This window comes from Enterococcus mundtii, assembly GCF_013394305.1.
Classification (GTDB): domain Bacteria; phylum Bacillota; class Bacilli; order Lactobacillales; family Enterococcaceae; genus Enterococcus_B; species Enterococcus_B pernyi.
This window is the reverse complement of the sequence record NZ_AP019810.1, coordinates 2,914,136-2,938,414: the sequence shown is the minus strand read 5'-3', so window position 1 is coordinate 2,938,414 and position 24,279 is coordinate 2,914,136. Positions and strand designations below refer to the sequence as shown.

At 34.5% G+C, this 24,279-nt stretch carries 29 protein-coding genes; 12 read left to right on the top strand and 17 right to left on the bottom strand.

Going from position 1 to position 24,279, the window contains the following annotated elements; translation table 11 throughout:
* Positions 1-226 precede the first annotated feature (226 nt).
* The 3 genes from HZ311_RS14095 to HZ311_RS14085 all read right to left on the bottom strand — a co-directional run bounded on the left by HZ311_RS14095 (position 227) and on the right by HZ311_RS14085 (position 2,335).
* Complete coding sequence (locus HZ311_RS14095; RefSeq protein ID WP_177952423.1) at positions 227-463, bottom strand: hypothetical protein; 237 nt, start codon at positions 461-463, stop codon at positions 227-229.
* Positions 456-1,550 carry a hypothetical protein gene (locus tag HZ311_RS14090; protein WP_178946772.1) on the bottom strand — a complete coding sequence of 365 codons (1,095 nt, stop codon included), beginning with the start codon at positions 1,548-1,550 and terminating at the stop codon, positions 456-458. The genes HZ311_RS14095 and HZ311_RS14090 overlap by 8 nt, the downstream gene beginning before the upstream one ends.
* A 218-nt stretch (positions 1,551-1,768) precedes the next feature.
* Entirely contained in the window at positions 1,769-2,335 is a 567-nt protein-coding gene (locus HZ311_RS14085) for a recombinase family protein (RefSeq protein ID WP_178946771.1), read from the bottom strand.
* Between the two features lie 346 nt (positions 2,336-2,681).
* On the opposite strand from HZ311_RS14085, the gene HZ311_RS14080 reads away from it, so the two are divergent.
* Together HZ311_RS14080 and HZ311_RS14075 are read left to right on the top strand one after the other, a co-directional pair.
* Positions 2,682-3,401 carry a hypothetical protein gene (locus tag HZ311_RS14080; RefSeq protein WP_178946770.1) on the top strand — a complete coding sequence of 240 codons (720 nt, stop codon included), beginning with the start codon at positions 2,682-2,684 and terminating at the stop codon, positions 3,399-3,401.
* Positions 3,402-3,925: 524 nt separating this feature from the next.
* A complete protein-coding gene (locus tag HZ311_RS14075; protein ID WP_178946769.1) occupies positions 3,926-4,822 on the top strand; it encodes a hypothetical protein in 897 nt (298 codons plus the stop codon).
* A gap of 36 nt (positions 4,823-4,858) precedes the next feature.
* On the opposite strand, the gene HZ311_RS14070 is transcribed toward HZ311_RS14075, so the two are convergent.
* The gene (locus HZ311_RS14070; protein ID WP_178946768.1) at positions 4,859-5,431 is read right to left on the bottom strand and encodes a tyrosine-type recombinase/integrase; all 573 of its coding nucleotides are present in this window, start codon (positions 5,429-5,431) and stop codon (positions 4,859-4,861) included.
* Between the two features lie 253 nt (positions 5,432-5,684).
* On the opposite strand from HZ311_RS14070, the gene HZ311_RS14065 reads away from it, so the two are divergent.
* Positions 5,685-6,401: a hypothetical protein gene (locus HZ311_RS14065; protein ID WP_178946767.1), complete on the top strand. Its 717-nt coding sequence runs from the start codon at positions 5,685-5,687 to the stop codon at positions 6,399-6,401.
* Here HZ311_RS14065 and HZ311_RS14060 read toward each other — a convergent pair.
* Positions 6,396-6,731, bottom strand: a complete 336-nt coding sequence (locus HZ311_RS14060) for a hypothetical protein (RefSeq protein WP_156233362.1) — start codon at positions 6,729-6,731, stop codon at positions 6,396-6,398. The two genes, HZ311_RS14065 and HZ311_RS14060, sit on opposite strands and share 6 nt — an antisense overlap.
* A gap of 107 nt (positions 6,732-6,838) precedes the next feature.
* On the opposite strand from HZ311_RS14060, the gene HZ311_RS14055 reads away from it, so the two are divergent.
* On the top strand, positions 6,839-7,600 hold the full coding sequence (locus HZ311_RS14055) for a hypothetical protein (RefSeq protein WP_178946766.1): 762 nt from the start codon (positions 6,839-6,841) through the stop codon (positions 7,598-7,600).
* 32 nt (positions 7,601-7,632) lie between these two features.
* On the opposite strand, the gene HZ311_RS14050 is transcribed toward HZ311_RS14055, so the two are convergent.
* The 4 genes from HZ311_RS14050 to HZ311_RS14035 form a co-directional block, all read right to left on the bottom strand.
* Positions 7,633-8,787 carry an AbiH family protein gene (locus tag HZ311_RS14050; protein ID WP_178946765.1) on the bottom strand — a complete coding sequence of 385 codons (1,155 nt, stop codon included), beginning with the start codon at positions 8,785-8,787 and terminating at the stop codon, positions 7,633-7,635.
* A 71-nt stretch (positions 8,788-8,858) separates the two neighbouring features.
* Positions 8,859-9,836, bottom strand: a complete 978-nt coding sequence (locus HZ311_RS14045) for a tyrosine-type recombinase/integrase (protein ID WP_178946764.1) — start codon at positions 9,834-9,836, stop codon at positions 8,859-8,861.
* A 181-nt stretch (positions 9,837-10,017) separates the two neighbouring features.
* Positions 10,018-10,356, bottom strand: a complete 339-nt coding sequence (locus tag HZ311_RS14040) for a metal-sulfur cluster assembly factor (RefSeq protein ID WP_019723739.1) — start codon at positions 10,354-10,356, stop codon at positions 10,018-10,020.
* A gap of 248 nt (positions 10,357-10,604) precedes the next feature.
* Positions 10,605-11,534, bottom strand: coding sequence for a YitT family protein (locus HZ311_RS14035; protein ID WP_034691361.1), 930 nt, complete (start codon positions 11,532-11,534; stop codon positions 10,605-10,607).
* A 174-nt stretch (positions 11,535-11,708) separates the two neighbouring features.
* Between HZ311_RS14035 and HZ311_RS14030 the strand changes: the two genes are divergently transcribed.
* On the top strand, positions 11,709-12,203 hold the full coding sequence (locus HZ311_RS14030; protein WP_019723741.1) for a YajQ family cyclic di-GMP-binding protein: 495 nt from the start codon (positions 11,709-11,711) through the stop codon (positions 12,201-12,203).
* A 58-nt stretch (positions 12,204-12,261) separates the two neighbouring features.
* Here HZ311_RS14030 and HZ311_RS14025 read toward each other — a convergent pair whose 3' ends face one another.
* Positions 12,262-14,610 (bottom strand): ATP-dependent DNA helicase, encoded by a 2,349-nt coding sequence (locus HZ311_RS14025; RefSeq protein ID WP_178946763.1) that lies wholly within the window; start codon positions 14,608-14,610, stop codon positions 12,262-12,264.
* A 315-nt stretch (positions 14,611-14,925) separates the two neighbouring features.
* Here HZ311_RS14025 and HZ311_RS14020 point away from each other — a divergent pair, with 315 nt between their 5' ends.
* The 3 genes from HZ311_RS14020 to HZ311_RS14010 all read left to right on the top strand — a co-directional run bounded on the left by HZ311_RS14020 (position 14,926) and on the right by HZ311_RS14010 (position 17,267).
* A complete protein-coding gene (locus HZ311_RS14020) occupies positions 14,926-15,552 on the top strand; it encodes an MBL fold metallo-hydrolase (protein WP_178946762.1) in 627 nt (208 codons plus the stop codon).
* Between the two features lie 23 nt (positions 15,553-15,575).
* Complete coding sequence (locus tag HZ311_RS14015; protein ID WP_010735634.1) at positions 15,576-16,280, top strand: histidine phosphatase family protein; 705 nt, start codon at positions 15,576-15,578, stop codon at positions 16,278-16,280.
* 153 nt (positions 16,281-16,433) lie between these two features.
* Complete coding sequence (locus HZ311_RS14010) at positions 16,434-17,267, top strand: undecaprenyl-diphosphate phosphatase (protein WP_010735635.1); 834 nt, start codon at positions 16,434-16,436, stop codon at positions 17,265-17,267.
* 115 nt (positions 17,268-17,382) lie between these two features.
* Here the strand turns inward: HZ311_RS14010 and abc-f are convergent, their stop codons facing one another.
* A complete protein-coding gene (gene abc-f, locus HZ311_RS14005) occupies positions 17,383-18,966 on the bottom strand; it encodes a ribosomal protection-like ABC-F family protein (protein WP_023519546.1) in 1,584 nt (527 codons plus the stop codon).
* 111 nt (positions 18,967-19,077) lie between these two features.
* Complete coding sequence (locus tag HZ311_RS15960; RefSeq protein ID WP_023519545.1) at positions 19,078-19,212, bottom strand: hypothetical protein; 135 nt, start codon at positions 19,210-19,212, stop codon at positions 19,078-19,080.
* Positions 19,213-19,473: 261 nt separating this feature from the next.
* On the opposite strand from HZ311_RS15960, the gene HZ311_RS14000 reads away from it, so the two are divergent.
* Together HZ311_RS14000 and HZ311_RS13995 are read left to right on the top strand one after the other, a co-directional pair.
* Positions 19,474-19,806: a PadR family transcriptional regulator gene (locus HZ311_RS14000; protein WP_019723123.1), complete on the top strand. Its 333-nt coding sequence runs from the start codon at positions 19,474-19,476 to the stop codon at positions 19,804-19,806.
* Positions 19,803-20,759: a permease prefix domain 1-containing protein gene (locus HZ311_RS13995; protein WP_137072341.1), complete on the top strand. Its 957-nt coding sequence runs from the start codon at positions 19,803-19,805 to the stop codon at positions 20,757-20,759. The genes HZ311_RS14000 and HZ311_RS13995 overlap by 4 nt, the downstream gene beginning before the upstream one ends.
* Before the next feature lie 181 nt (positions 20,760-20,940).
* Here HZ311_RS13995 and HZ311_RS13990 read toward each other — a convergent pair whose 3' ends face one another.
* The 5 genes from HZ311_RS13990 to HZ311_RS13970 are packed head-to-tail and all read right to left on the bottom strand — an operon-like array spanning position 20,941 to position 23,185.
* Positions 20,941-21,180, bottom strand: coding sequence for a hypothetical protein (locus tag HZ311_RS13990; RefSeq protein ID WP_010735640.1), 240 nt, complete (start codon positions 21,178-21,180; stop codon positions 20,941-20,943).
* Between the two features lie 22 nt (positions 21,181-21,202).
* The gene (locus HZ311_RS13985) at positions 21,203-21,529 is read right to left on the bottom strand and encodes a hypothetical protein (protein ID WP_010735641.1); all 327 of its coding nucleotides are present in this window, start codon (positions 21,527-21,529) and stop codon (positions 21,203-21,205) included.
* A 2-nt stretch (positions 21,530-21,531) separates the two neighbouring features.
* Entirely contained in the window at positions 21,532-21,741 is a 210-nt protein-coding gene (locus HZ311_RS13980; RefSeq protein WP_137072339.1) for a hypothetical protein, read from the bottom strand.
* The gene (locus tag HZ311_RS13975; RefSeq protein ID WP_023519541.1) at positions 21,742-22,770 is read right to left on the bottom strand and encodes an alpha/beta hydrolase family protein; all 1,029 of its coding nucleotides are present in this window, start codon (positions 22,768-22,770) and stop codon (positions 21,742-21,744) included. It lies immediately after the preceding gene.
* Positions 22,757-23,185, bottom strand: coding sequence for a DUF1310 family protein (locus HZ311_RS13970; protein ID WP_023519540.1), 429 nt, complete (start codon positions 23,183-23,185; stop codon positions 22,757-22,759). The genes HZ311_RS13975 and HZ311_RS13970 overlap by 14 nt, the downstream gene beginning before the upstream one ends.
* Positions 23,186-23,619: 434 nt before the next feature.
* Here HZ311_RS13970 and HZ311_RS13965 point away from each other — a divergent pair, with 434 nt between their 5' ends.
* Positions 23,620-24,075, top strand: coding sequence for a DUF441 domain-containing protein (locus HZ311_RS13965; protein ID WP_010735644.1), 456 nt, complete (start codon positions 23,620-23,622; stop codon positions 24,073-24,075).
* Positions 24,076-24,145: 70 nt separating this feature from the next.
* A complete protein-coding gene (locus tag HZ311_RS15955; protein ID WP_010735645.1) occupies positions 24,146-24,271 on the top strand; it encodes a hypothetical protein in 126 nt (41 codons plus the stop codon).
* The last annotated feature ends 8 nt before the right edge of the window (positions 24,272-24,279 follow it).

Here is a 24,279-nt window from a genome sequence, read left to right as displayed (position 1 = left end):
AAAAAACACCTCTCAGATTCATTCTAGTGGGTAATTCCCCATAAAAAAAGTTTCGCTTCATCTGAGAGGTGTTTTTCAAAAAATTATACTTTAAAACGTTGATATAACAGTAATCTTGTATTTCTGTCAACAATCATAAAACCCTTGATAAATAAGGGTTTTTTAAGGGTCATTTTTTAAGTGGTTTTTGACATGGATTTCGAGAAAAAAAGAGACATGATTTTACTCATATCTGTTCTAACAATTCTTTTTCTTTAGTCACTACATGTTTATCCCAAAGTAATTTTACTAGTTCACCAGAATCCAACAAAGATTGTTGCTCACTTTCTGAGCATTTGACAAATTCTTTATACAATTCATTGGCTATGCTGTTTACAACCAACTGTGGAATCGTTACATTCGCTTTATAAAAAGTCCTTTTCACTTTATGAATAACATATTTTTTCGTTGCCAAACTATTCATCTGCATCATCGGTTGTAATTTCCAACCACTGTCCTAATTCATCATTTATACGAAAAGTAAATAGAGCATTTTCAATTTTTCCTAACTTTTGAATCTTTTTATCAAAGAATATCAAGTCAGATTCTTTTTCATACTTTTCTTTGTCATCAATAATTTGTTGATTCCATTCTGATATATCTCCTGCTAAAGCTTCTTCTTCACTTTCAGAAACACTATACGTTTGCATATACAAACTCATCGGACTGTATGTTGGCAAGCCAAAATCTTCTGGGACTACATATCCTGTTCTTCTAAATTCATAATTTCCTCTAGCGAAATAGCCCTTTTTTAATATTGCAGAATATTGACCTTCAAAGGGAGTTGCATTTAAAATTTCTACTTTTCTTGGAACATTTCCTCTCACTTTTGTTACTAAATAGGCAAAATCTTGCGGTGATAAGTCATTCGTAATTAAACTTGAAACATATTCACTGATTGTTGAGTAACCGCCTCTATACGAATCTTTGTTTTGCTCTGTTAAATCCAATTCAAAAGCAATATCAGAACTAGTGGTAAAAAAACTATTTTCTTTTGCAAACTTATTGTATTTATCAATAGTATATTTCTCTATATAATCTTTAGGAGTAGCTATCCAATAAAGGTGCTCGTCCACAAATTCGTTCCTCAACAATTCTTGAAATCTATAGGGGTCATACGGATATTGACCATCTCCTGTATTAACGAATTTCATGATTTCTGGTCGAATAGCTTCTTTTAAATCAATGGTATATTCAACTTTGTCTTCTAAATCTAATGGTAGCTTAGTCAATTCATCATTTTGAGAATTGTATAGATAATATTCCATTTTCTGTCGTTTGTTTTCATCAATGTAATCTTTTTCAAACTTAAATGTCATCACTAATTGACCTTCTTCATTTGAATAAGTTTTATCTACTGCAGAAAACGGTCTTAAATCTCTTGTTTCTTCAATTGTTAGCTCTCTTTTCAATTCTTTTTGTTTTTGAACATAGGTGTAAACTCCCCAGCTAGAAATTAAAACTGCTCCTATTATTCCTATACCAATCTTTGCACGTTTACTTAGTCCCACAAAACCAATCCTTTCTCACTCTCATGCGAGGTAATAAATCAACGTTTTTGCCACAACAAAATAAGACCATCGAATCAACTTCAAAAATGTTGATACAATCGTCTTCTTTATGTAAATTATTTTTTTAATTTAGTATCGGTAAAAAACGTTGAATTATTGCCGGTAAAACCTTGCTTCCCTCTAATAATGTTACCCTTAGATTGATAATTTATCAAGTCTCATTTTCTTGAAAGACCTTCTTTTTTAGCAATATTATAAACAGTTTTTTCGGATACCCCACATTTTTCTGCAATTTCTTTTAAAGATAGATGATTTCCCTTATATAAAACAACGATTTTTTTACGCTTACTTTCTTTTATTGGTGGTCTCCCCAATGGCTTATCACTGTTTGCTAGTGCTTCTTTTGTTCGTATGCTAATGCTCTCCGCTTCAAACTCAGCTATTGCTGCTAACACCGTGTAAAATAGTCTGCCAGTTGCTGATGAAGTATCAATTGCTTCTTGGACACTCTTTAAGTGAATCCCTTTTTGATTAAGCTCAGACATTAAATTTACTAATTGTTTCGAGGAACGACTCAACCTTGATAAATTGTAAATAAGTAAAGTGTCACCTTTTTCCAAGCAATTCAACGCTTTCTCTAGTTCTGTTCGATTTTCTTTTCGCCCACTGATTTGTTCAGAAAATAATTCATCTGGCTCAAATCGTTCTAATGCTTTTCTTTGCACTTCCAATCCTAGGTCTTGTGTGTTTTTACTTGTGCGTATATAACCAATAGTTCTTGTCATAAATGGTTTCCTCCTTTCCTTTTTCTTAGTTTAGTTTAAATAAATAATTTTAAATACAAAAATACCCTGACAAACTGGGGAATAGTCAGGGCAATTGAAAAACATTTAAAGATTTAGAGGTCATTATAAATGGTTTTCGTCAAGGTAACTATATTATCTCATCAAATATAACCTTTGTCTATAAAATGAATCATGCCATTACTTTTTTATTATATCCCCTTAAACAAAGCATTAATTGCTTATTTATCAAATTATACACAGCATTTCTATACACTAAAAATTTGTAAAAACACTCAGATTCGATATAATAAAGAGGTGATAAAATAACACAAAGGAGGTATTATTAATGACTAATGGAAGCTCACAAGGACTATTTGTAGTTGTAGCAATCGTAATATTCGGTATTTTTGTTTTGATAAGCTATTTACTATTCAAGGATACTTTAAAGCCTAGTTTATCTGGAGTATTTAGCGATAGTTTAGGACAATCAACAGATTATTTAACAGGAGTCGCAAACCAAGAATACTTAAATTTTTCTACTACTAACGGAATTGGAATAAACGGTTTAACTTCAAGTGCTTATAACGAAGATGGAAGTATAAAATCAAATTTAAAAACACTAGTATTACCGAATACTATTCGTGGTAAGGATTTAAAAACTATTGATTTTAATAATTCTGGCACTAGATTTCAAGGGGTCGAAAAAATAGTTGGAAATTCTAATCTAAATAGAGTGACTTCTACAGCAAATATGAGAAGTGACACTATACTTGAATTAGATTTCAGCAAAACAAAAGTAACAAATTTAGGAGTTCAATATTTTTTAAGAGATAATACATCAATAAAGAAATTGACATTAGGGGAACATTTTACATCTTTTGGGTATGCTCCATTTCAAAATTCTGTGTTAGAAGAATTAACTTTAACAAATAAGACGTCAATAACAGATTTATCTGATGGGTTTATGGCTATTCCAAGAAATCAAATAACTCTAAACGCCCCTAAAGAATTAAAAGAACAACTAAAAAGCTATGAAAGTAGATTTAAAGTAGTAAACTATTACTAACAGTAAACCAGCAGAATTAAACTGTTGGTTTTTTTCTTTGTCAACAATTCTAGATATGTCATTCAAATTTCCATCATCATTTTTCCGATGGTATAATATAGGTAGGAGTAAATTGAAAATGGATAATTACGAGATGGATACTTAAGAGAAATTTCTCTTTTTTTCTCTTAATTTTTCTACCCCTACTTCATCCCTACATCGTCAATTTCCATACCCTACATCAACCCTACATAAAGTACTTTTCGGATTTTATAGATAAGAACTTTTTGAGAACTTTCATGAGAACTTTTTGAAAACTAGGTGATTTTTGATAAAATTTTAGAAATTTCGAATGGAAACCTCCGTGATTTTTCAAAACAGCAGCTACCTAAAAAAAATTCTAAAATTTGAACGAGGGATTCCCTACTATGTAAGGGTCATAGAATTGGAGTATTTCGACCTTTCCCAACTATGTAAAAATGGATACTTTTGAGAATGAAAATTATTGAAAAAAATATGTAAAAAAATTATTGGAGGGAGTGAATTTGAAAAAATATATTGTCAACAAAAGAGCGATTGATGGTGCTGAATTATTACAACTAATTATGGAATCTAATGGGATTTATGAATCTACCTTAGAAAAACTGCTACAATGTAACAGAACCGGCTTAGAAGGTCGTTTAAGCACGTTAGAGAAGCATAAATGGGTATCTAAAAAGAAGTTATCTAAACACTTCTACTATGCTAAAAAATTTGATTTAGACAATTTAAATTATTTAGACTTGCAAGCTGATGCCTTACAAAAAATGCTAACTTTAGGCTTTAGAACAAATAAACTTTCAATAGCTACGAATCAGCAAAAACACGTGACTGCTTCTTTTTATAGTTCTGTAAGAAATATCTATAATCATAAAAACTTTACTCAAAAGTCCCAAGCCTTTCAATTATTTAATCAATGCTTATCTAAAGAAAGTAAAGAATTGTTTTCCAAATTTATAAATCAGCATCATGTTGAAGTGCCTATTCACTTTTCTAGTATTTATGATAAGAATCAATCAATTCATACGCATTCTTTAAATAATTTAGATATTGTTGCAATTCCTGATATGCAACATTTACCTATAGTCAAGGAAAAATTGAAAGATTTTAGTATTTATCGAGTGAAAAACAATACGGACTTTATTCGAGATGATATCTTAATCTATATTCAAAGCGAGGATTGTTTCTTTTTCTATGTAAAAAACGAACAACGACAATGGAATTTATATAAGATTGATAGTCTATTTGGATTCATTTATTATTTATCTAATTACTTTAAGTCTAGTAAACAAATGACTTTTTCAAATGACGAAGAAAAATACAAAACTTTAGAAATACTATATGTAAAAAGTAGGGAAAATAGAAAACAATATAATACCATTACAAAAAAGAATGCAAAATAAGAAGCACAGTCTTAATTGATTGTGCTTCTATATTTTTTATTGAAACGGATTAAAATTATCTAAACTTGACTGAATCTCCTCTTCTTCAATTCCTATATATCTGAGCGTTACTGCTTGACTACTATGGTTTAAAATTTTCATTAGACTCGATAAATCTTTTGTTTTTTTATAATAACTATACCCAAACGTTTTTCTCAAGGTATGAGTTCCTATATAGTCTAAATCAAGGAAATTAGCCGTTTTCTGCATAATCTTATAGAACTGATGTGTAGCTAAATGTTTCGTATTATCCCTAGGAGATGGAAATAACCACTCGCTTTGTCCATCGTGTTCCTCGTTTAGATATATAATGATTTGATTTGTTAATTGCATCAGATTCAGTGTTCGTTTCTTCCCTGTCTTTTTCTCTACAATATCAGTTTTCAGTTTTCCCTTGACATCACTAACTTTTAGGTTAAGTATATCTGAAATACGCAGTCCTGTAAAAATACCAAACACGAAAATTGTATAATCTCTTTGTCCATGTTTGTTTTTCAATAATTCCGTGGCAAACTGATTCAGAACCTCTTTGGACTTAATTGGTTTGACATTAATTTTTCTCTGTGTCATTTTCCTCCCTCCATGATGAATGATTTATGGATACTTTCTATCTCTTGTAATATAAATCTATCCATCTTTACTAAATCAACATCATAGCTATTGATAGAATAGGCTTTGTGATGGATAGAAATTACAAAAGTATCCCTTATAAGGACCTTTATAGCATCATAATCTGGAGGTTGCAAATTTGTAGAACACGCTTTATTAATAAATTCTTATCAGTTACAATTTTATTATAAAATTTGATTAGGGGGGGTATTTGATGTCTATTTATACCATCGAAGAATTGCAAAAAATGAAAGATTTTTTAAATAAAAAAAGACAACTACATAGTGTAGCTGAACTTTTTGAAAAACAATTTATTCATCAGAATTCAATAGCATATTTAAACACTAGAAACTATACTCTACTTATTCAACTCATAATTCAATTCTTTATAAATAGTAAAAAAATGGGAAAAAACGCTCAAATTACCTTTTGGCATGAGTGGGGACATATCTATGAAGCTACACTTTTAGGATACGAGTTCACAATAATTATACTAAAAGATTGTCGAACTCATCATCTATTCTACCTTGACGAAAAAACAGATAGAATTAATTATATATCCATAAAAGTGTCCGTATTAGATGTTTTAAAAGCTCGGTCAGCAAATGGCATTGCTTATTTCAGAAAATCTAATATCAAAATAGATGATTTGAAAAGGATTGCTTTGGGTGGGTTTAAGCAAGACTTTTATCAAAAAAGAAAGCCTAATCGAAAAATATATAAATCAATGGGATATTCAAGCTTATTTAGGAAAATAAGAAAAGGCTCAGATTTAAGTTTTCTTTTAACTAACAAGAATTTAGATGAACTCGAACTACTATGGAAAAATTTATACGAGTATATCTACAACAAAAAAGATGAAAGTATTATTTCTGAAATAAAGAGTCCTTTTGCTATTAAAAAATATCGAGAAAGAATTAATAGTTTATAGAAACATGACTTTATAAGCTATCCTATCGTATAAAAAGTATATGAAGAGTAATATCATCAAAAATATTGCTAAATAAGTATTTATACTAAAATCAACACTTGAAACAATAATCAACAATATACTGATAGGAAAAGGTATTACCAAAGCCATTTCTCTAAAGTTGGGAATAACAATAAATATAATAAAGAGAAGAATACCTAATCCAATTAAAAAATATCCATTCTCCATATTCCAAAGTCTGAAAAAACTATATGGAACGCTTGAACCGATAATACTTCCAGTAATCAAAAATTCTAAATAATGATACCACTCATACTCTCTAGAAATCATATCCTCCCTCCTAATAATATTGTTATATTATTGTTATAGCATCGTTTTTTGAGGATTTCAAATTTATAGAATATCAAATTTAATTTATTTTAAGGAGTAAGAAACTAATGAGCAAATTATATTCCAATCACTCTTATCTATCAAAGGTTTATAAACATAATACTTTACCCATACTGATAACTGAAGAATTCGACTTTTTTAGATGTGTTGAATTTAATTCAAGTTTTTACGGAAAAACTGTCAGTGAGCTATTTCATGGTAATTTAAGAAATAGTAATATTTCAAATAGATATTCTCATTTATTTCCAAATCAAAAATTGTCTTATTGGTCAGACTGTTCAGATACTTCTCGCAAAGAAATTAAGAAGCATGGTTCTAATAACAATATTCTTACGTTCTGGGCATACGATGATTTAACAAGTTCCTTTCCAACTTTAGAAAATAAAGAACCTCTAATTATTGTCGATGGAATACAATTTGGTTTTGAATATATTTTAGAGAAATGTGACAAGAATATTCCATTGTCCGATGAAGATATAGTTCTAATAGACCAAATTAATAACGAAAAACCTGATTGTATAGCATATAAATCTATGGTAACTGGAACAACTAATTTCTTATTCTTTGAAAAAGGATTTAAGAAACTAGCCATTAGAGAAGTCACACTTAGAATGGGTGAATTAAAAGGCAATAATAAAAATAGCATAATCTGTGCAGGCACATCTGACTACTTGCCAAATCTAAAAAATTATGGACAATATTTTTCTCCTATAGCTAGAATTAAAATGAATGAAAAATATCTTGATTCCTCAGAATATAGGTCTCGTTTAGAAATAAAAGAATATTCTTTTGATTCATTCAAAACCTAATCTATCAAATTCATAACAGCCACCTAGAAAAACTAGGTGGCTGTTTCAGATAGTTCGATATCTTTTGTTCCAAAATCAATTATATTGTCTGTTTTACCCCCTATTTGATTCAAATATTTTCTTAAATCCGCATTAACAATGTATGGACTATCCATCACAATATAGATTTGTTTTCTTAATTGAGATATTTTTTCATCTGACAAGTCTAAATCATCTAGATGAGATAAGAACTCACCTTCTTTTTTTTCTCTTCTTAATCTTACTTTTCTACCAGATAAATAACTAGGTTCTTTTTCATATAGATGAATAATCAGTTTTTTATTTTTAGCTTTTAACAAAACATCAGCAATCTTTTCCCACCAATGTTTATCTGTCGAACCCATCGACATTCCAAAAATCACAATAATATCACTATTCTCAATAGTATTTTCAGCATTTCTACGTCTATACTCTCTGCTATTCGCAAGTGAGTCAGGTTTAAGTAAATCAATTAAATCATCTTTATCAAAAAAATCTGATGCTAATTGTGTCTCATCATTCAATCCTAATGTTAAAAATCGGTCAATTACTCCATGAACATTGATTACTTCTTTATTAAGGATTTGTTGTAAGTTTGAACTATTAAAACTATTATTTTTTGCAGTCTTTTTACAATTTTGCAAAATTATTTCCAAACTGTTGGTGTAGTTAAAAGATATAAAGCGATAATTAAAGTGACTATTAGTGTTTTCACTTAACATAAATTTAATTTCATCATATTCTTGTTCCAATACTTTATAAAAAAATTTATCCATAGTAGTAAATAGTATATCTGAAAAATCATCGCTAATTTGAATATCATCTTGTATTTGAATGCCTTTAAGATAATCGTTTAAATCTTCTCGTAAAACCTCAAAATCATCTAAAAACTTATCTGCTAGTTTTGTATCCTGATTTTCTTCCTTTAATCGTTTAGTAAATATCCCTAATTGAAGCTCCAAATCAGCCCAAGTGTCGATATTATCCTTAGATTTGTAAATCTCCGAATATATCATATTATCAATTTTTGAAACTAATTTATCATTCCTATCTTGGGTCAGTTCTATAGAATACTTTTTCTTCAAAATATATTCATAAAAATTAATATATGAAGTTTGTAAGCCACATTGAATGTCAAAACCATTCCCCAATAAAAAAGTAATATTCATTCTGTCACTCCTAACATATTGTCCATTCTATTATACATTACATTAATAATAAAAATAGAATAATAATACTACTAAATCGTCTGCAGCGGTGAAAAATTGACCGCTTTACTAATTTCATCTTCAATATTTAAACTTCTCAAATACACCTCAGTCGTTTTTATTGAAGCATGTCCTAGTAGTTTTTGAATTCTATAAATATCTGTCCCATTCCGAACCAATTTTTGGGCAAAATAATGCCGAAAACTGTGTGGGCTTACCCGAATTGACTTTCTAATCTCACATTGATTCCCAATTTTTATGATTGCTCGTTCAGCTAATATATAGTTGTATTGTTTGCCTTCTCTTGTCAAAAATACATAATTGTCTATATTCTCTATTTCATTATATTCAAAAAAGTTGTTTGCTACTCGCTTATATTTTATATATTCTTTGTAAATCAACGGTGAGCAATGAACAATCCTATCTTTTTTCCCTTTTCCATTTTCAACGAATAACTCCTTATTAGTAATGTGAACATCTTTTAAGTTCATTATCTCATTAATTCTAAGTCCTGTGTCTATAAGAATTAGTAAGAGCAAGTAATCTCTTTGATTTGTGAATTTTGTTTGATAGCCAGTGTGTTGCTTATCCATTTTCTGAGGTTTAAAGGAAGTTAACTTCTTTGCTACTCCCAACATCTCTTTGATTTCCGTATCATTAAATGTCTGAATAACTACCTTTCGCTCTTTGACCCACTTAACACGCATACAGGGGTTTCTATCGTAGCGGACATAATCTTCATCTACACAATACTTAAAATACGCTCTGATGCTTCTTAGATGGCTATTCACATATGTTTCAGCACATCCCTCTTCTAATTTCATCAACATGAATTGCCGAATGCTTTTTGGTTTCACGTCTTCAATAAAGTATATCTGCTCTTTTTTCAAAAATTCAAAGAACAGTTTCAAAAACTTCTGATGCTTCTTTATCGTTTTCGGTGAAATTCCTCTAGCCTTTTCATTGAACAACATTTCTTCTAGTAGTTCCTCTAACCCGAAATTTTGCAAAACAAAAACTCCCTTATCAACTTTTTCTAAAAGTTAATAAAAGAGTTCAGAATTTAATTCCTCATTGGATATGGTATCCGTATCGAAAATACCCTCATTTTATCTGGTATCCGAAGTTCGAAAAATCGGCTTAGACTACATACTAAAAGAGTGAGAAACGCTGTTAAATCAACACGCATCCTTAACGAATCCCCAAAGCAATCCGTGCATAACGACTCATTTTATCGGTTGTCCAAGCGGGATACCAGACTAATTTGACTTCTGCTTTCGACACTTCTGGCACTTCTTTTAGTGCATCATGGATCGATTCAGTCAAGATATCAGCTAACGGACAGCCCATCGTTGTCAAAGTCATTTTAACAACGGTATCTCCATTTTCAGGGTCAAATTCGATTTCATAGATCAAACCTAGGTTCACGATATCGATTCCTAGTTCTGGGTCAATCACCATTTCTAACGCGGTGAGAATTCGCTCTTTGATTTCATCTACTTCTTCAGCAGACCATTTTTGTTCACTCATTCTTCGGATTCTCCTTCTCACAATTTTTGTTTATCATACCTTTTTTTAAGAGGTTTGTAAATATTCATTTGGCTAGCAAGGTCTGGACAGAAGTCTTTCACCTCAAGAACTAAGGTGACAGCTACGCAAATTGTTTTTCAAATTTTTTTATAGATCCTCTTAGTTCCTAAGAACTTATTTCTTTTTCCACCAGTTATTCGGTTCAAAGGTGACAAACAAAGAGGTAGATTTGTTTGCCTATTACTTTTTTATTTGCTTTTTGCCTTTTTAGATGCATGTTTGATTTCAGGAAGAACCCCTGTTGAACGATACATTTTTTGTTCGTTCTCATTGGCAAAGCGACCAAAAACGGAATGCGTTGGTAAAATATTGATGAACGCATCTTCATCGATCTCATGGACGATTTGATCAAGATCATACATTTCGTAACGTGTGATGACCATCATGATCATTTTTCCTTCACGTTTTGAATATCCACCAACTGAAGGTAAGAGAGTCATCCCCCGAACCATGCGTTGCGCAATTTCAGCAGTCACTTCTTCTGGTTTCACAGTGACAATCATGGCGGTCACTTTTTGGTGACTCGTATGGATCGCATCGATGACTTGAGTCATTGCATAGATCGAGATGATTGTATACAAAGCACTTTCCCAATTAAAGAGGAAGCCAGCTGCTACGACGATAATGCCATTTAAAATCAGCATATAGTTTCCTACGGTTTTCCCTGTCGTTTGAGAAAGAACCAATGAAATGATGTCCATTCCACCAGTCGTAAAACCCATTTTTAGAGAAATACCGACACCGACGCCAAGTAAAACACCACCGACTAATGCATTCATCAGTATATTATCTGTTACCTGTCCTGTCGGTAAAACTGTCGTCATGACTGACACACAAACAACGTTGATGAAACTAAGTACAGTTGCACGTTTTCCGACTTTTAAAAAGCCTAGTATAAATACAGGAATATTCAATAGAAAAATAAACGTTCCAGTATCGACATCTATATGGACCCATTCAGATAATAGTGAAGCAATGATTTGGGCAATCCCGTTCATTCCTGCAGAAAAGACGTTGGCTGGAATCAAAAAATAATTCAATGCCACCGCTGCAGACAAACCGGTCATCAAGATAACCACTATTTTCTTAAGATTTTCGTTTCTTTGATAGACAGTCATGAATCTGCTCACAAGCACCTCTCCTTTTCAAGTTTATTCCAAATGTAAGAATAACAGTTTCTTCCAGAAAATAAAATAGCGACTACTTAAATGAGAAGAATTTTAGTAAAGATGTCACAAAAAAAATAAGCCTATGCTACAATAAAAGAAAACCGAATGAACGAGGAGGACATTATGGCAAAAGATGCAAGTTTTGATATCATTTCAGAAGTATCTGTTGAAGAAGTAAAAAATGCAATCCAACAAACCACGAAAGAATTAACTAACCGTTTCGATTTCAAGGATTCAACGGTTGAGATCAAGTTAGAGAATACAAATAAATTAGTTGTGCTAAGTGACGATGAATTTAAAATCGAACAAATCAAAGATGTTTTGTTTGGAAAATTGAATAAACGCAATGTGCCAATCAAAAATATCCACTTTTCTGAAACGGAACACGCTTTAGGTGGTAAAGCACGCCAATCTGCTGATCTAGTCAATGGGATCGACCGCGATAATGGCAAGAAGATCACGACCGCGATCAAAAATGAAAAACTAAAAGTGAAAACACAGATCCAAGAAGACCAGATCCGAGTAACTGGTAAAAATCGCGATGATCTACAAGCTGTGATCGCACTTTTAAGAAAACTAGACTTGCCGATCGAATTGCAATTTACAAACTACCGTTAGTTCATGGGTACTATTGAGATATCACTAAAAAAGGACAAGCATTTTGCTTTGTCCTTTTTTAGTGGTCTTGCCAAAACTGATGGATAGTTTGTGATAGTGCCTCAACTGTTCGAACTTCTTTTGCTTGGTGCCAATGTGGCGGGAAAAGTTTACGATAATTTGATGAGACAAAGCGTTGATCTGCTAAAAGCACAATGCCTTGATCTTCCATATCTCTGATTACTCGCCCAGCTGCTTGCAATACTTTATTCATTCCTGGTAACTGGTAAGCATAAGCAAAACCTAGTTGTTCTTTTTCATCATAGTAAGATTTGATCAACTCTTGCTCATGATTCATTTGTGGTAAGCCCACACCAACGATCATACTACCAATCAAGCGTGATCCGCATAGATCGATTCCTTCTGAAAAAATGCCGCCAAGTACACAAAAGCCTACTAATGTTTCTTGCGGTTCGACTATAAATTCTGCTAAGAAATCTTCTCGTTCTTGTTCATTCAACTGGGTTCCTTGGATAAGTGTGCGAGTCGAAGGGTAAGTTTCTTTGAACACTTCGGCGACTTGGTCCAAATATTGATAGGAAGGAAAGAAAATCATATAATTGCCCTTCTTCCCTTGAATGAAACGTTGAATCGTTTCGACTAAACGTGGCATACTCTGCTCTCTTTTGCGATACGTCGTTTCAAGATAACTTGCTATAAGTACTTGTTGATTCTCAATTGGGAATGGACTAGGTAAGCGATACGCTAAACTCTCTTTGCCCCCTAATGTTTCTTGATAATAAGAAAGTGGTGAAAAACTCGCAGAAAACAAAAGACTACTCCGTCCTTTATTCAACGATTGTTCTAAAAATAAACTAGGATCGATGCAAAATTGCTTCACAATCAAATCATGGTAACTTTTCTCTACAGTTGTTTCATAGTGATCGTCATAGAATTCACTGATTTTTAAAAAATGATTCAAGTCAAAATAAAATCCTAAAATTTGCTCTTGCATCGGGTGTTCAGGATATTCAGCCAACCATTCTTGAATAAATTCACCGAGTTGAAACCCTGCGTTGATCAATGAATCTGCTGGGGCTTTTTGATGATGATAGTTCCATCCTTCTTCAAGAGCAATTTCTTGGATCTGATCAAAAGCTTTTAAAAGACGATTCCATCGACGACGTAGTTTTTTAAATTCCTTCGGGATCTCTCCATAGACTTTACGTGCTTTTCCATAAGATAATTCAGCAGAATACATTTCTCTTGAACGATTGACTAAATTGTGTGCTTCATCGATCAAGAAAAGATGATCTTCATTTTTCTCTTCATCAAAAAATCGTCTCAAGTAAACCGTTGGGTCGAACAGATAGTTGTAATCCCCGATGATCACGTCACACCATAAACTGACATCTAAAGAGAGTTCAAATGGGCATAAGGTATGTTTCTTCGCATATCTCTCAATTACCTCACGAGTAATCTGGTTTTCGTGGTTTAATAAATCCCATAACCCCTCGTTGATTCGATTATAATAGCCATTGGCATAAGGGCATTGGTCTGGATTACACGTGGTCTCATCTAAGAAGCAAATCTTATCTTTAGCTGTCAAGGTCACACTTTTTGTCTCAGCCCCAACATCTTTTAACGCTGCTAACGCATCTTCAGCCACATGTCTCGTAATGGTTTTCGCGGTTAAGTAAAAAATACGTTCTCCTTCATCTTCTCCGATCGCCTTTAAGGATGGAAATAATGTAGAGATCGTTTTTCCAGTACCAGTGGGAGCTTCCGCGAACAGTTTTTGTTTTGTCCGGATCGTTTTATAGGCAGCAACTGCCAGTTCCCTTTGTCCTTTACGATACTCTTCGTATGGAAACTTTAGTGCCATCAATGAGGCATTACGTACCGTACGCCAATTTTGCTGAAAAATCAGCCACTCTTGGTAATCCTCGGTCAGTTTTTTAAAAAACACTTCCAGTTGTTCTCTCGTCTGATGTTCCACTTTCCGTGTGATGACTTCTTCTGTGGTTTGATAATAGGTTAGCTGGAGGTTGATCTCCTCTAAGTTGTTTTCTTGACTATAAATATAGGCGTACACTCTTGCTTGATGAAAAAACAATTCGACTTGTTCGGGTTCTAAATCTTCAAAGCGTGGTTCCGACGTTTTAATTTCGTCGATGTGGTACACACCATCTTTTTTGAAGATACCATCTGCTCGTCCTTCAACGATCAGTTCATAAGGATCAAGCTGTACACTGGTTTGTAAGAACACTTCTTTTTGATACTCTTCGCCTGCTTCTTTTTGGAGCTTGCGGTGGATTTTTGCACCTTCCAAGGCGGTATGATTACTTTTCTTTCGATTATCGATACTTCCGCGACGCAAGATGAACTCGACTAAGTGACGGACGGATATTTTAGATTTTTTCACCATGGTCGCCTCCTTCTTGTATTAGAGTACCGCAAAATAGACCGTTTCGCAAAAAACAAAAACACCCTGCTCGGATAAGCAGGGATATAGGATATAGAATTTGGATTTTTGGATACACTCAATGTAACAAGAGTAAATGAAAAATCAATGAAAATTTTCTATTCTTCCGTTTAAAATTTTTAAACACTTTTCATATAATCTGACAATTCAGATAACTGATGTTATAAAAGTAGACACTTTTGTTTCTGATCCATATTTGCGTTATACTTATATCGAACGATAGAAGAAAGAATTTTTAAAAGTTGGAGGTTTCCTTTTATGCATGTTTTACAATTAAAAACTGGAACAATCGAGGAAAACTGTTACCTTGTCTACAACGACGAAGCGCTTCTGATCATTGATCCAGGAGCTGACGCTGAAATGATCCAAGAACAAATCAAGAAGACCCAGCAACAACCTGTCGCTATCTTATTGACTCATACGCATTACGACCACATTGGCGCTGTCGAAGCATTGAAAAATACCTATGACATCCCTGTCTATGTCAGTCCATTAGAACAAGAATGGCTTGGAGATCCCATCTTGAATCTCTCAGGACTTGGTCGCCATGATGATATGGATAATATCATTGTTTCTCCTGCGGAATATGAATTTGAAATGAAACAATACCGTCTTGGGAATATGTCATTTGAAGTCGTTCCAACACCTGGTCATTCAGCCGGTAGTGTTAGCTTTATTTTCGATGACTTCGTGATATCTGGAGACGCACTCTTTAAAGGGAGTATCGGTCGCACCGATCTCTACACCGGTAATTTAGAGCAGTTACTCTATAGCATCACGACACAGCTTTTTGTTCTACCAAATGAATTTGTGGTCTATCCTGGCCATGGAGAACCAACAACGATTGAACACGAGAAAAAAACAAACCCATTTTTTAACGCTTAATCAAACTTAGGAGGTCGTTCAACATGAGTGAGACAACCCTGTATATCGTCCGTCATGGTAAAACAATGTTCAATACGATTGAACGTGTGCAAGGCTGGTGTGACACACCATTGACGAAACAAGGACAAGAAGGTATCCATTTTTTAGGTAAAGGTCTAAAAGATATCGATTTTTCTTACGCCTATTCAAGCGACAGTGGCCGAGCAATCGAAACGGCACGGATCGTTTTAAGCGAACATACAAAAGGGAAAGAAATTCCTTACTTTATTGATAAACGGATTCGTGAATGGTGTTTTGGTTCGCTAGAAGGTGGCTACGATATGGAGATGTGGGGTGTCATTCCTCGTGTACTAAATTTTCAAACATACGATGAGATGTTCACCACAGATGTGACCTTTGAACAAATCGCTAATGCCATCTATGAGACGGATACTGCTGGCTGGGCGCAACCTTATGCCGAATTAAAAGAACGTGTCTGGTCAGGTTTTGAAGATATCGCCCATCAGTGTGAGAAGAACAATGGTGGCAATGTTTTAGTCGTCTCCCACGGCCTAACGATTGCTTTTCTTCTTAGCTTGATCGATCCTTCTCAACCAGTTCGTGCTGGATTGTTAAATGGTAGTGTCACAAAAGTAACCTATAAAAATGGTCGTTTTTCAATTGAAAGTGTCAACGATACCAGTTATATCGAACAAGGAAAACAACAGACAAGAGAATCATTTATGTGATGAGTCATTGAATAAGTACATTGAAGTCTTTTGATTTCAGTGTACTTTTTTTGAAGTCCTTTATTTTTGTATGAATCTCAAAGAAACAATTTGGCTTTGGAAACAAAGAACGGTATACTAAATGTTGTATTTTAATTGGGAAGGAAGGAATTTATGTTTTTTGCAAATATCATAAAAGCAGCGATTCTAGGAATCATTGAAGGAATCACAGAGTGGCTGCCAATCAGTAGTACAGGACATTTGATCTTAGCAGATGAATTCATCAAGCTTGATGCGAGTTCACAATTCATGTCGATGTTCAATGTCGTGATCCAATTAGGAGCGATCTTAGCCGTCGTTGTTTTGTATTTCCACAAGTTGAACCCTTTTGCTCCTAGCAAATCCTCGAACGAGAAAAAAGATACGTGGGTTTTATGGTCAAAAGTACTTGTTGCTTGTGTGCCAGCAGCTATTATTGGTTTATTATTGGACGATTGGTTAGATGCCCATTTTTATAAATTTTTACCAGTAGCGATCGCCTTGATCGTTTACGGTATCGGTTTCATCATTGTTGAAAAGCGAAACAAAAATAAAACACCTCGTTGGTCAAACCTGAATGATTTGACTTTCCAAGCAGCGATTCTGATTGGGGCTTTCCAAGTCTTGGCTTTGATACCAGGGACTTCACGCTCCGGCGCTACGATCCTTGGAGCAATCCTGATTGGTGCTTCCCGCTTCGTTGCCACTGAGTTCTCATTTTTCCTTGGCATTCCAGTGATGTTTGGTGCCAGTGGATTAAAGATCGTGAAATACCTTGCTGATGGCAACAGCTTCCAAATGGAAGAAACAGTTATTCTTTTAGTAGGTACTGTGGTTTCATTCATCGTTTCGATTTTTGCGATCAAGTTCTTGATCAACTACTTGAAACGTAATGACTTTACTGTTTTTGGCTGGTATCGTATCATTCTAGGGATCATCTTGATCGGTTACTGGTTCATCGCAATGTAATTTGATATGCTCATCGCAAACCAGCTTAATGATTGGTAAGCGCAACAACAAAACAAAATAGTAGTAAGCTCACGCATCGCTGAGCTTACTACTATTTTTTATATACTTTTTTGAGCTAAAATGAATGATCCTCATACAACAACTTTTCGATTTTTTTATCTTTCACTAATAAGATCTGATCGAAATTCTTTCGCAAGAAATAGCGATCATGAGTAACTGCTAAAATGGTACCGGTAAATGTAGACAATAATTCTTCGACTTCTTCTCTTACATAGATATCCAAGTGATTGGTTGGTTCATCTAGGATCAATACATTGATTTTCTTTTGGAACAGTTTCAAGAGGTACAGCCTTACTTGTTCTCCGCCAGAAAGATCTTTGATCCTTTTAGCAACATCCCCACTGAAGAATCCAAAATTCGCTAATACTTGTCGTGCTTTCTGTTCATCAAGTATCAGGTATTTAACATAATTCAATATCCGTTGTTCTGGTTGATCAAACGTTAAGTGTTGAGGTAAATAGCCAATTGACAAACTTGCGCCAGTTTTAATGGCCCCTTCATCTACTCCTATTTCCCCCATCACTACTTTTAATAGCGTTGATTTCCCAGAACCATTCTTACCTAATATGGCGATCCGCTCACCACGATAGACCTTAAACGAACTATCTGAAAACAAATATTTTTTACCTACTGTTTTCTTTATATTTTTGGCAACCCACACTTCTTTCCCCGACAGATCATCTTGACTGATTGTAGTTAGTTTTTTGCGGGGGACCTTAGGCGCATTTATCAGTATCATTTTTTCTAATCTACGCTCGATTTCTTTTGCTTTTTTAAAGAATGCTTCGTTGTCTCCTTCATTCCCCCATTGGCGATAGCGTCGTATCATTCCTTTCAATCGTTTGATTTCTTTTTGCTGAAGTTCATGATTTTTTTGAAGTTCCTGTATCCGTTGTTTTTTCAACGTCATGTAACGACTATAATTTCCCGAATATTCGATTATCTGACCGTCCTCGATCTCCATGATTTTTTTGACTACATTGTCAAGGAACGCACGATCATGGGAAATCACGAGGAACGCACAATTTGTCAATCTCAGATATTCTTCTAACCATTGTACGGAGTCGAGATCAAGATGATTGGTTGGCTCATCTAATAGAAGGACATCATTTTCTTGTAATAATACTTTGGCTAATTCTACTCGAATACGTTCGCCTCCGCTTAATTGACCGAGCGGTGTTTCAATTTGTTCTGCAAGGTCTAATCCTTTCAAAACACTCGTGATCCGATCTTCTAATCCATATCCGCCCATCGTCTCAAATCGTTGCTGCAAGTCGCCATATACTTTCATGATATGGTCCAGATCTTCCGTTGCGATACACATTTTTTCTTCATAGTAATTGAGTTGTGTTTGCAATTCTTGGATGTCTTTGAAGCTTTGATACACATAGTCAAAAGTAGCGATTGAGCCATTTTCAATTTTCTGTGGAATATAACCAATCGACAGCCCTTTTTTCCTACTAACTGTCCCTTCATCAACACCTTCAGATCCGATCAACATTTGAAGAAAAGTTGTTTTCCCAGTTCCATTTTGTCCGATCAATCCGATTTTGTCTTGCATATTGAGTGTGCAACTCAAATTTTCAAAAAGAGGTACACCACTATAATTTTTACTGATCTTATTCGCTTGAATATACAATTTCTCGCTCCTTAAGACCAATCAAAAAAGCCATGAAGAAATTCATGACCTGTTGTTATTTCATTTATCTGGTACTTAGCTAAAAATGGAATAAACATATTGAATGGTCATTTATTTTTGATTGGTTTTTCTATTTTTAAGCGCACTGATGCCTTGGATAGAAAATACAAAAATAATTGCATGACTAAAGCTAATATGATATCTAGAATAATTATCTGTTTCTGTTATTTTAGTCAAGCTGCCCATTAAATATGTCCCTCCTTTTCATTATATTTATATCAATTGTACCAAATCACTCATAAAAGCTCAAATGAGACTAAAAGAAATAAACATCTAGACTGAACATTGCTACATTTCTACATGTATTGTCTCTACTGATCGATTTCTACCAAAAAGACTCAGACCTAAGACTGAATTCTAAGTAATTCATTTTATTTACTTTACCTGTCGTAGTAATTGTTTTATAATTATTACGACAGATGTAGTAATTATAAAGGAGGCGATCGAGTGATATCAAGTGATGCAATTCGTGGGTATAATGATGCCATCATCTTATCGATTCTTTCCAAAGAAGATTCCTACGGGTACGAAATCTCTAAACAGATTCGCGAGGGAACTGATTCAATGTATATCATCAAGGAAACAACCTTATACTCCGCGTTTACACGCCTAGAAAAGCAAGGGCTGATCCTTTCTTATCCTGGCGAAGTCACCCATGGCAAGAAACGAACGTATTACCGAATCAGTAGTGCTGGGAAGAAATTATTAGAAGAAAAAAAAGACGAGTGGCAGCAAACAAAAATCGTTGTTGACCGTTTTCTACAAGGAGGAGAAACATGAAAACCATTAAGGATTATCTAGATAGTTTATTTTTAAATGTACCGAATACACCTGAAACAAAAAAAGCCAAAGAAGACCTATTGGCAATCATGGAAGATCAGTATCACGGATTATTAGAAGAAGGAAAATCAGAGCATGAAGCCATTGGTGCAGTCATCAGTGAATTTGGTTCTATTGATGAGATCCTCCAAGAATTGGAACTTTCTCGGTTCTCTTTTGACGAAGAAGTCTGGGAAAACGAGATTGAACTCGATGAAGTGATTTCATTTTGGAACCAAGTCCGTCGTTTCTCCCTTTTTCTTTCAACAGGAATTGCTAGTTGTATCTTAGCTGTAGGAATGCTCTTATTTTTTGCTAATGGTATTAGCGAGATCATCGGTTTTCTGGCAATGTTTCTTCTGGTCGCTTTAGGCGTTGGTTTGATTATTACTACAAGTTTGAGCTATTCAGCTAGTAAGAAGAAACTAAATGATCGACCCTATTCACAACAAGTAAAAATCGAAGCAAGACAACAAACAGAAGCCTATGCGAAAAGTTTTCGAGTAGGACTAGTTTTCGGTATCATTTTATGTATCCTTTCGGTCACACCTATCTTGACGAATAGAGCCTTTGGCTTACCGATTGGATTCGCTTTATTACTTTTCTTTGCTTCCGTGGCACTCGGCGTCTTCTTTATCGTCTACGTCAGCATCATCTACACTTGGTTTTCAAAAGTCGCTGAAGGCACGTTCTTTATCTCAGATGAAGATGAGCCAGGACCACGAGCATCTCAACACATGTACGGAGACTCAGCAAAAGCGATTCGTTTATTTGAACGTTTATACTGGCCGGGCATCTTCATCGTTTACATGGTTTGGTCCTTTATGACCCGAAGCTGGGCTTACTCTTGGCTCATCTTTGTACTAGGCGGTGTATTAGAAGACTATTTTCTTGAAAGATTGAAACGTAAATAACTTCTCAATCGCGGTCGGGGCAGAATTGTTTAGCCTCAAGAAATAAGGCGCAATCCACGAAAATTGTTTTTCAGATTTTTATGGATTGCGCCTTATTTTTCGAAGAGGTTACTTTTGTTCCCAGCGTTTACTCAGTTTAGGTAGTGCGAGAGGATGGATGTTCCAGAGATTTTTCTGTTTTCTAACTAAAAGCTTTTGTTATGTCTTTGACCACGTTCGTTGCCTTATCGACCCATTCTCCTTTTGCCGCATCAGTTAAGCGATCGGTATACTGTTTTATCCTATCTTTTAATTCTTGGTTTGTGAGTTCTCGCGTGACTTGGATCGTCTTCTTCTTTGTATCTGAACTGGCACGGCTATGACTAGCAATAAACCAAGAAATCAATGCTTTTTCTAGTCCCCTTATTTGCTCATCAAACATTGCTCTCTTTCCCTTCCATTGATTAATTTTTATGATTTAATTTAGCTGACTGATAGTTTTGCTGATTTTCTGCTAATTCGTCTTCAATCCTATGTAATGCTTTACGTACAAGATATTGCCCTTCTTCGCTTGCATCATTGATCAAGCGATACGCGATACGAGGATCGATAGTTCCTCCGTCTGAAAATATTCGTTGAGTCAGCGGGATTTTTTCTCCTAATTGATCTAAGTAGCGTGTAAATGAACGTTTTTCTGCTTCAAGATCCGCTATTTTATTCTCTAATTCATCTTTCTTGCGCCAATAATCTTCTTCGATTTTTTTCATTTCTTTCGACTCATTATTAGCCATCACTAAAATGTTCCTTTCTTGAATTGGCTCGCTAATTCACTATCCAATTGTATTTGCTGATCAATCGTCTGATTGATTGGGTAGATCAGATCTTCGTAACTTGATTTGATCGAGCGAAGTTGATTCAACGCCGCTTCATAGTCAGTGACTGGTTCGATTAGTACGTGTTGTCGAGTCACCCCTCCTCGCTCTAACGCTTCTATTTGTTCCATTTATGTAAGATTGCTTCCATATGAACGCGCATTAGCGATTGTATCTTGCCACAGTTGATTCGCCTGATCGATGCCTGTTTGATAGACCGTCATCAGTTCAGTGATTTTTTCATCAATCGCTGTCTTCATTCCTGAAACAATGCTTTTCGCTTGAACTGCATCCAGGTAAACTTCTTTAGCTGCCGAAATTCCCCATGTTTGTCCGCTCCATTCACTTTTAATACTAGCAATTGATCTTTTTTTCAATCGTCTTTGATACTCAGCTAATACAGTGCCACTGCTATTCGTTGTTAATAAAGAACCATCTTCCTCAAATTGGTAACCTCCCCACATATGTTGATCGATCGTGCGCCTCAAGCCCAGCCGTTCAGATAGTGGATAAACGATCTGCCCAACTGCCTTTTTGCCTCCCCCATATCCAATCGCAACTAAGTCTTTTGAGTCAATGTAATTCAAAAGACGATACTCTGCGGTCAAATAATCCGCTTGCCGTTTTTGCTCAGACGTTAATACCTCATAGATATTCGGTCCCTGATACACATAGCCATAAACACGATCCGCATCACTTGAAGAAATACTCGCTAACGCATATTGCGCATTCATTGATCCTAAAGAATGACCATATACATAAAATTCAGCATTTGGATAAGCTTCCAATGTTTGTTGTAGTGTTGTCGCAGAAGATTGAAGCTGAGGCATCGCTGCTGCCTCACCACCATTGATCACCTGAAAAGCTGTAAAAATATTATTGTACTGCCAATCTAATTTGGTATCTAATGAAGAATCAAACGACGAACCACGATATAAAACCATGACTTCTTTTACGCTTTCCCTTTCGCTAAGAGATGCTGATAAGGGAACATATTTGTCGGTAATGATAAATGATTGTTCGCCGGTGATTTTGCTGTTGATGTGGGAGACGTAACCGATGAACTCTTTATCCTCATTTTTAAAGAAAGGCTCTTTTAAGCGCAAAGTTTCATATTGTTGCTTGGCTATTCCAACCTTTTCTTTTTCAGTATTCTTCACTATCTTCCCCTCCTTCTTTTAGTAATTCATATAGGTCAGAAGTAGTACGCACAATATTATTTTTTAGCTTACTTAGCTCCCCGTTTATCTGATTTCGATCTAGTAGATTAAAAACAAGTAACTTATTATTATCATTTATAATTAGAGGTACACTAATCCCACCCATTGGATTTCTCTTGATATTTTTATAATCAATTTTATAGTTTTTTATCACTCCTTCAGATGTCAACGCCTTAGAGTCCAGATTTTTCAATGTTTTCTCCAAAACGATTTTTGCTTCTTCACTATTCACAACTCGAATCATTTCTTCTTCTAACTTCAAATGGTCCATATACATTGTTCCTCCAATCCATAATAGGCATATGCCAGTGATGATCAGTACGATTTGGCGCTTCTTGATCGGTTTTCGCTTCATAAATGACCTCCTTTTTTATTATGTCTATCATAATTTTGTTGTAAGCAGTACGTCACAGCTTTTATGTATGTTTAATTGATCAATCAGTGTATGGAATGACATGCCACATAATCTTCTTCTCTTTTTCCCATCTCCTCTTATTTAATTACGCCATTTCAACTGACTCTCACAAACATTCACCCTTTCTTTTTTATATATTTTTGATCTGTTACTTTTTCACATCAAGTATACATGATAAATCAGACACTCTATTCTTCACCTCATAAAAACATGTTTTGACATCATCAACGTAGGTATTTTTCTCATTTTGCCTTTTCGTCTAATTCTTCGCACCCTTTTGTTCCTTCTATGTTCGATCAAATATTTTGCTAATGACTCTTTTGCATCGTATTAAAAAAATGGTATGATGAATAATTAGAAAGTGAGGTTTTTTGATGGAAAGTTGGTTATTTCTTGGGTTGATCATGCTGGTAGCCGTCCTTGCTAAAAATCAAAGTCTGATGTTAGCGACTGGTTTTATTTTACTTGTTAAGTTTATTCCTGCATCAAAAGATTTTTTGACATGGCTCCAAGGGAAAGGAATCAATATTGGCGTGACGATCATTACTGCGGCGATTTTAGTGCCTATTGCTACAGGTGATATTGGTTTAAAAGATTTGCTTGATGCGTTCAAATCACCTATGGGTTGGGTAGCGATCTTCTGTGGTGGCTTAGTTGCTGTATTGTCGTCTAAAGGCGTTGGCTTGATTGCGACAGATCCACAAATCACTGTGGCTTTAGTTTTTGGAACGATCTTAGGCGTTGTGTTCTTAAAAGGAATCGCAGCGGGCCCTGTGATTGCTTCTGGAATCGCCTATTGCATTCTCCAATTGTTTTCTTTTAATAAATAATGATGCATCTAGTGGTTGAGAAAAGGATAATTTTTTTGTTCGTGGTATACTAGTTTTGAGGTGATCGCATATGCAAAAACTAAAATATTTCTTTGGGACTGTTGGATGGTTTTTATTGGCTGTTCTATTGATTATTGGATTGACCTACTTACTATTTCCTGATTTAATCCAAAACGTCTTTGATGCCAATTTTTAATATACGTA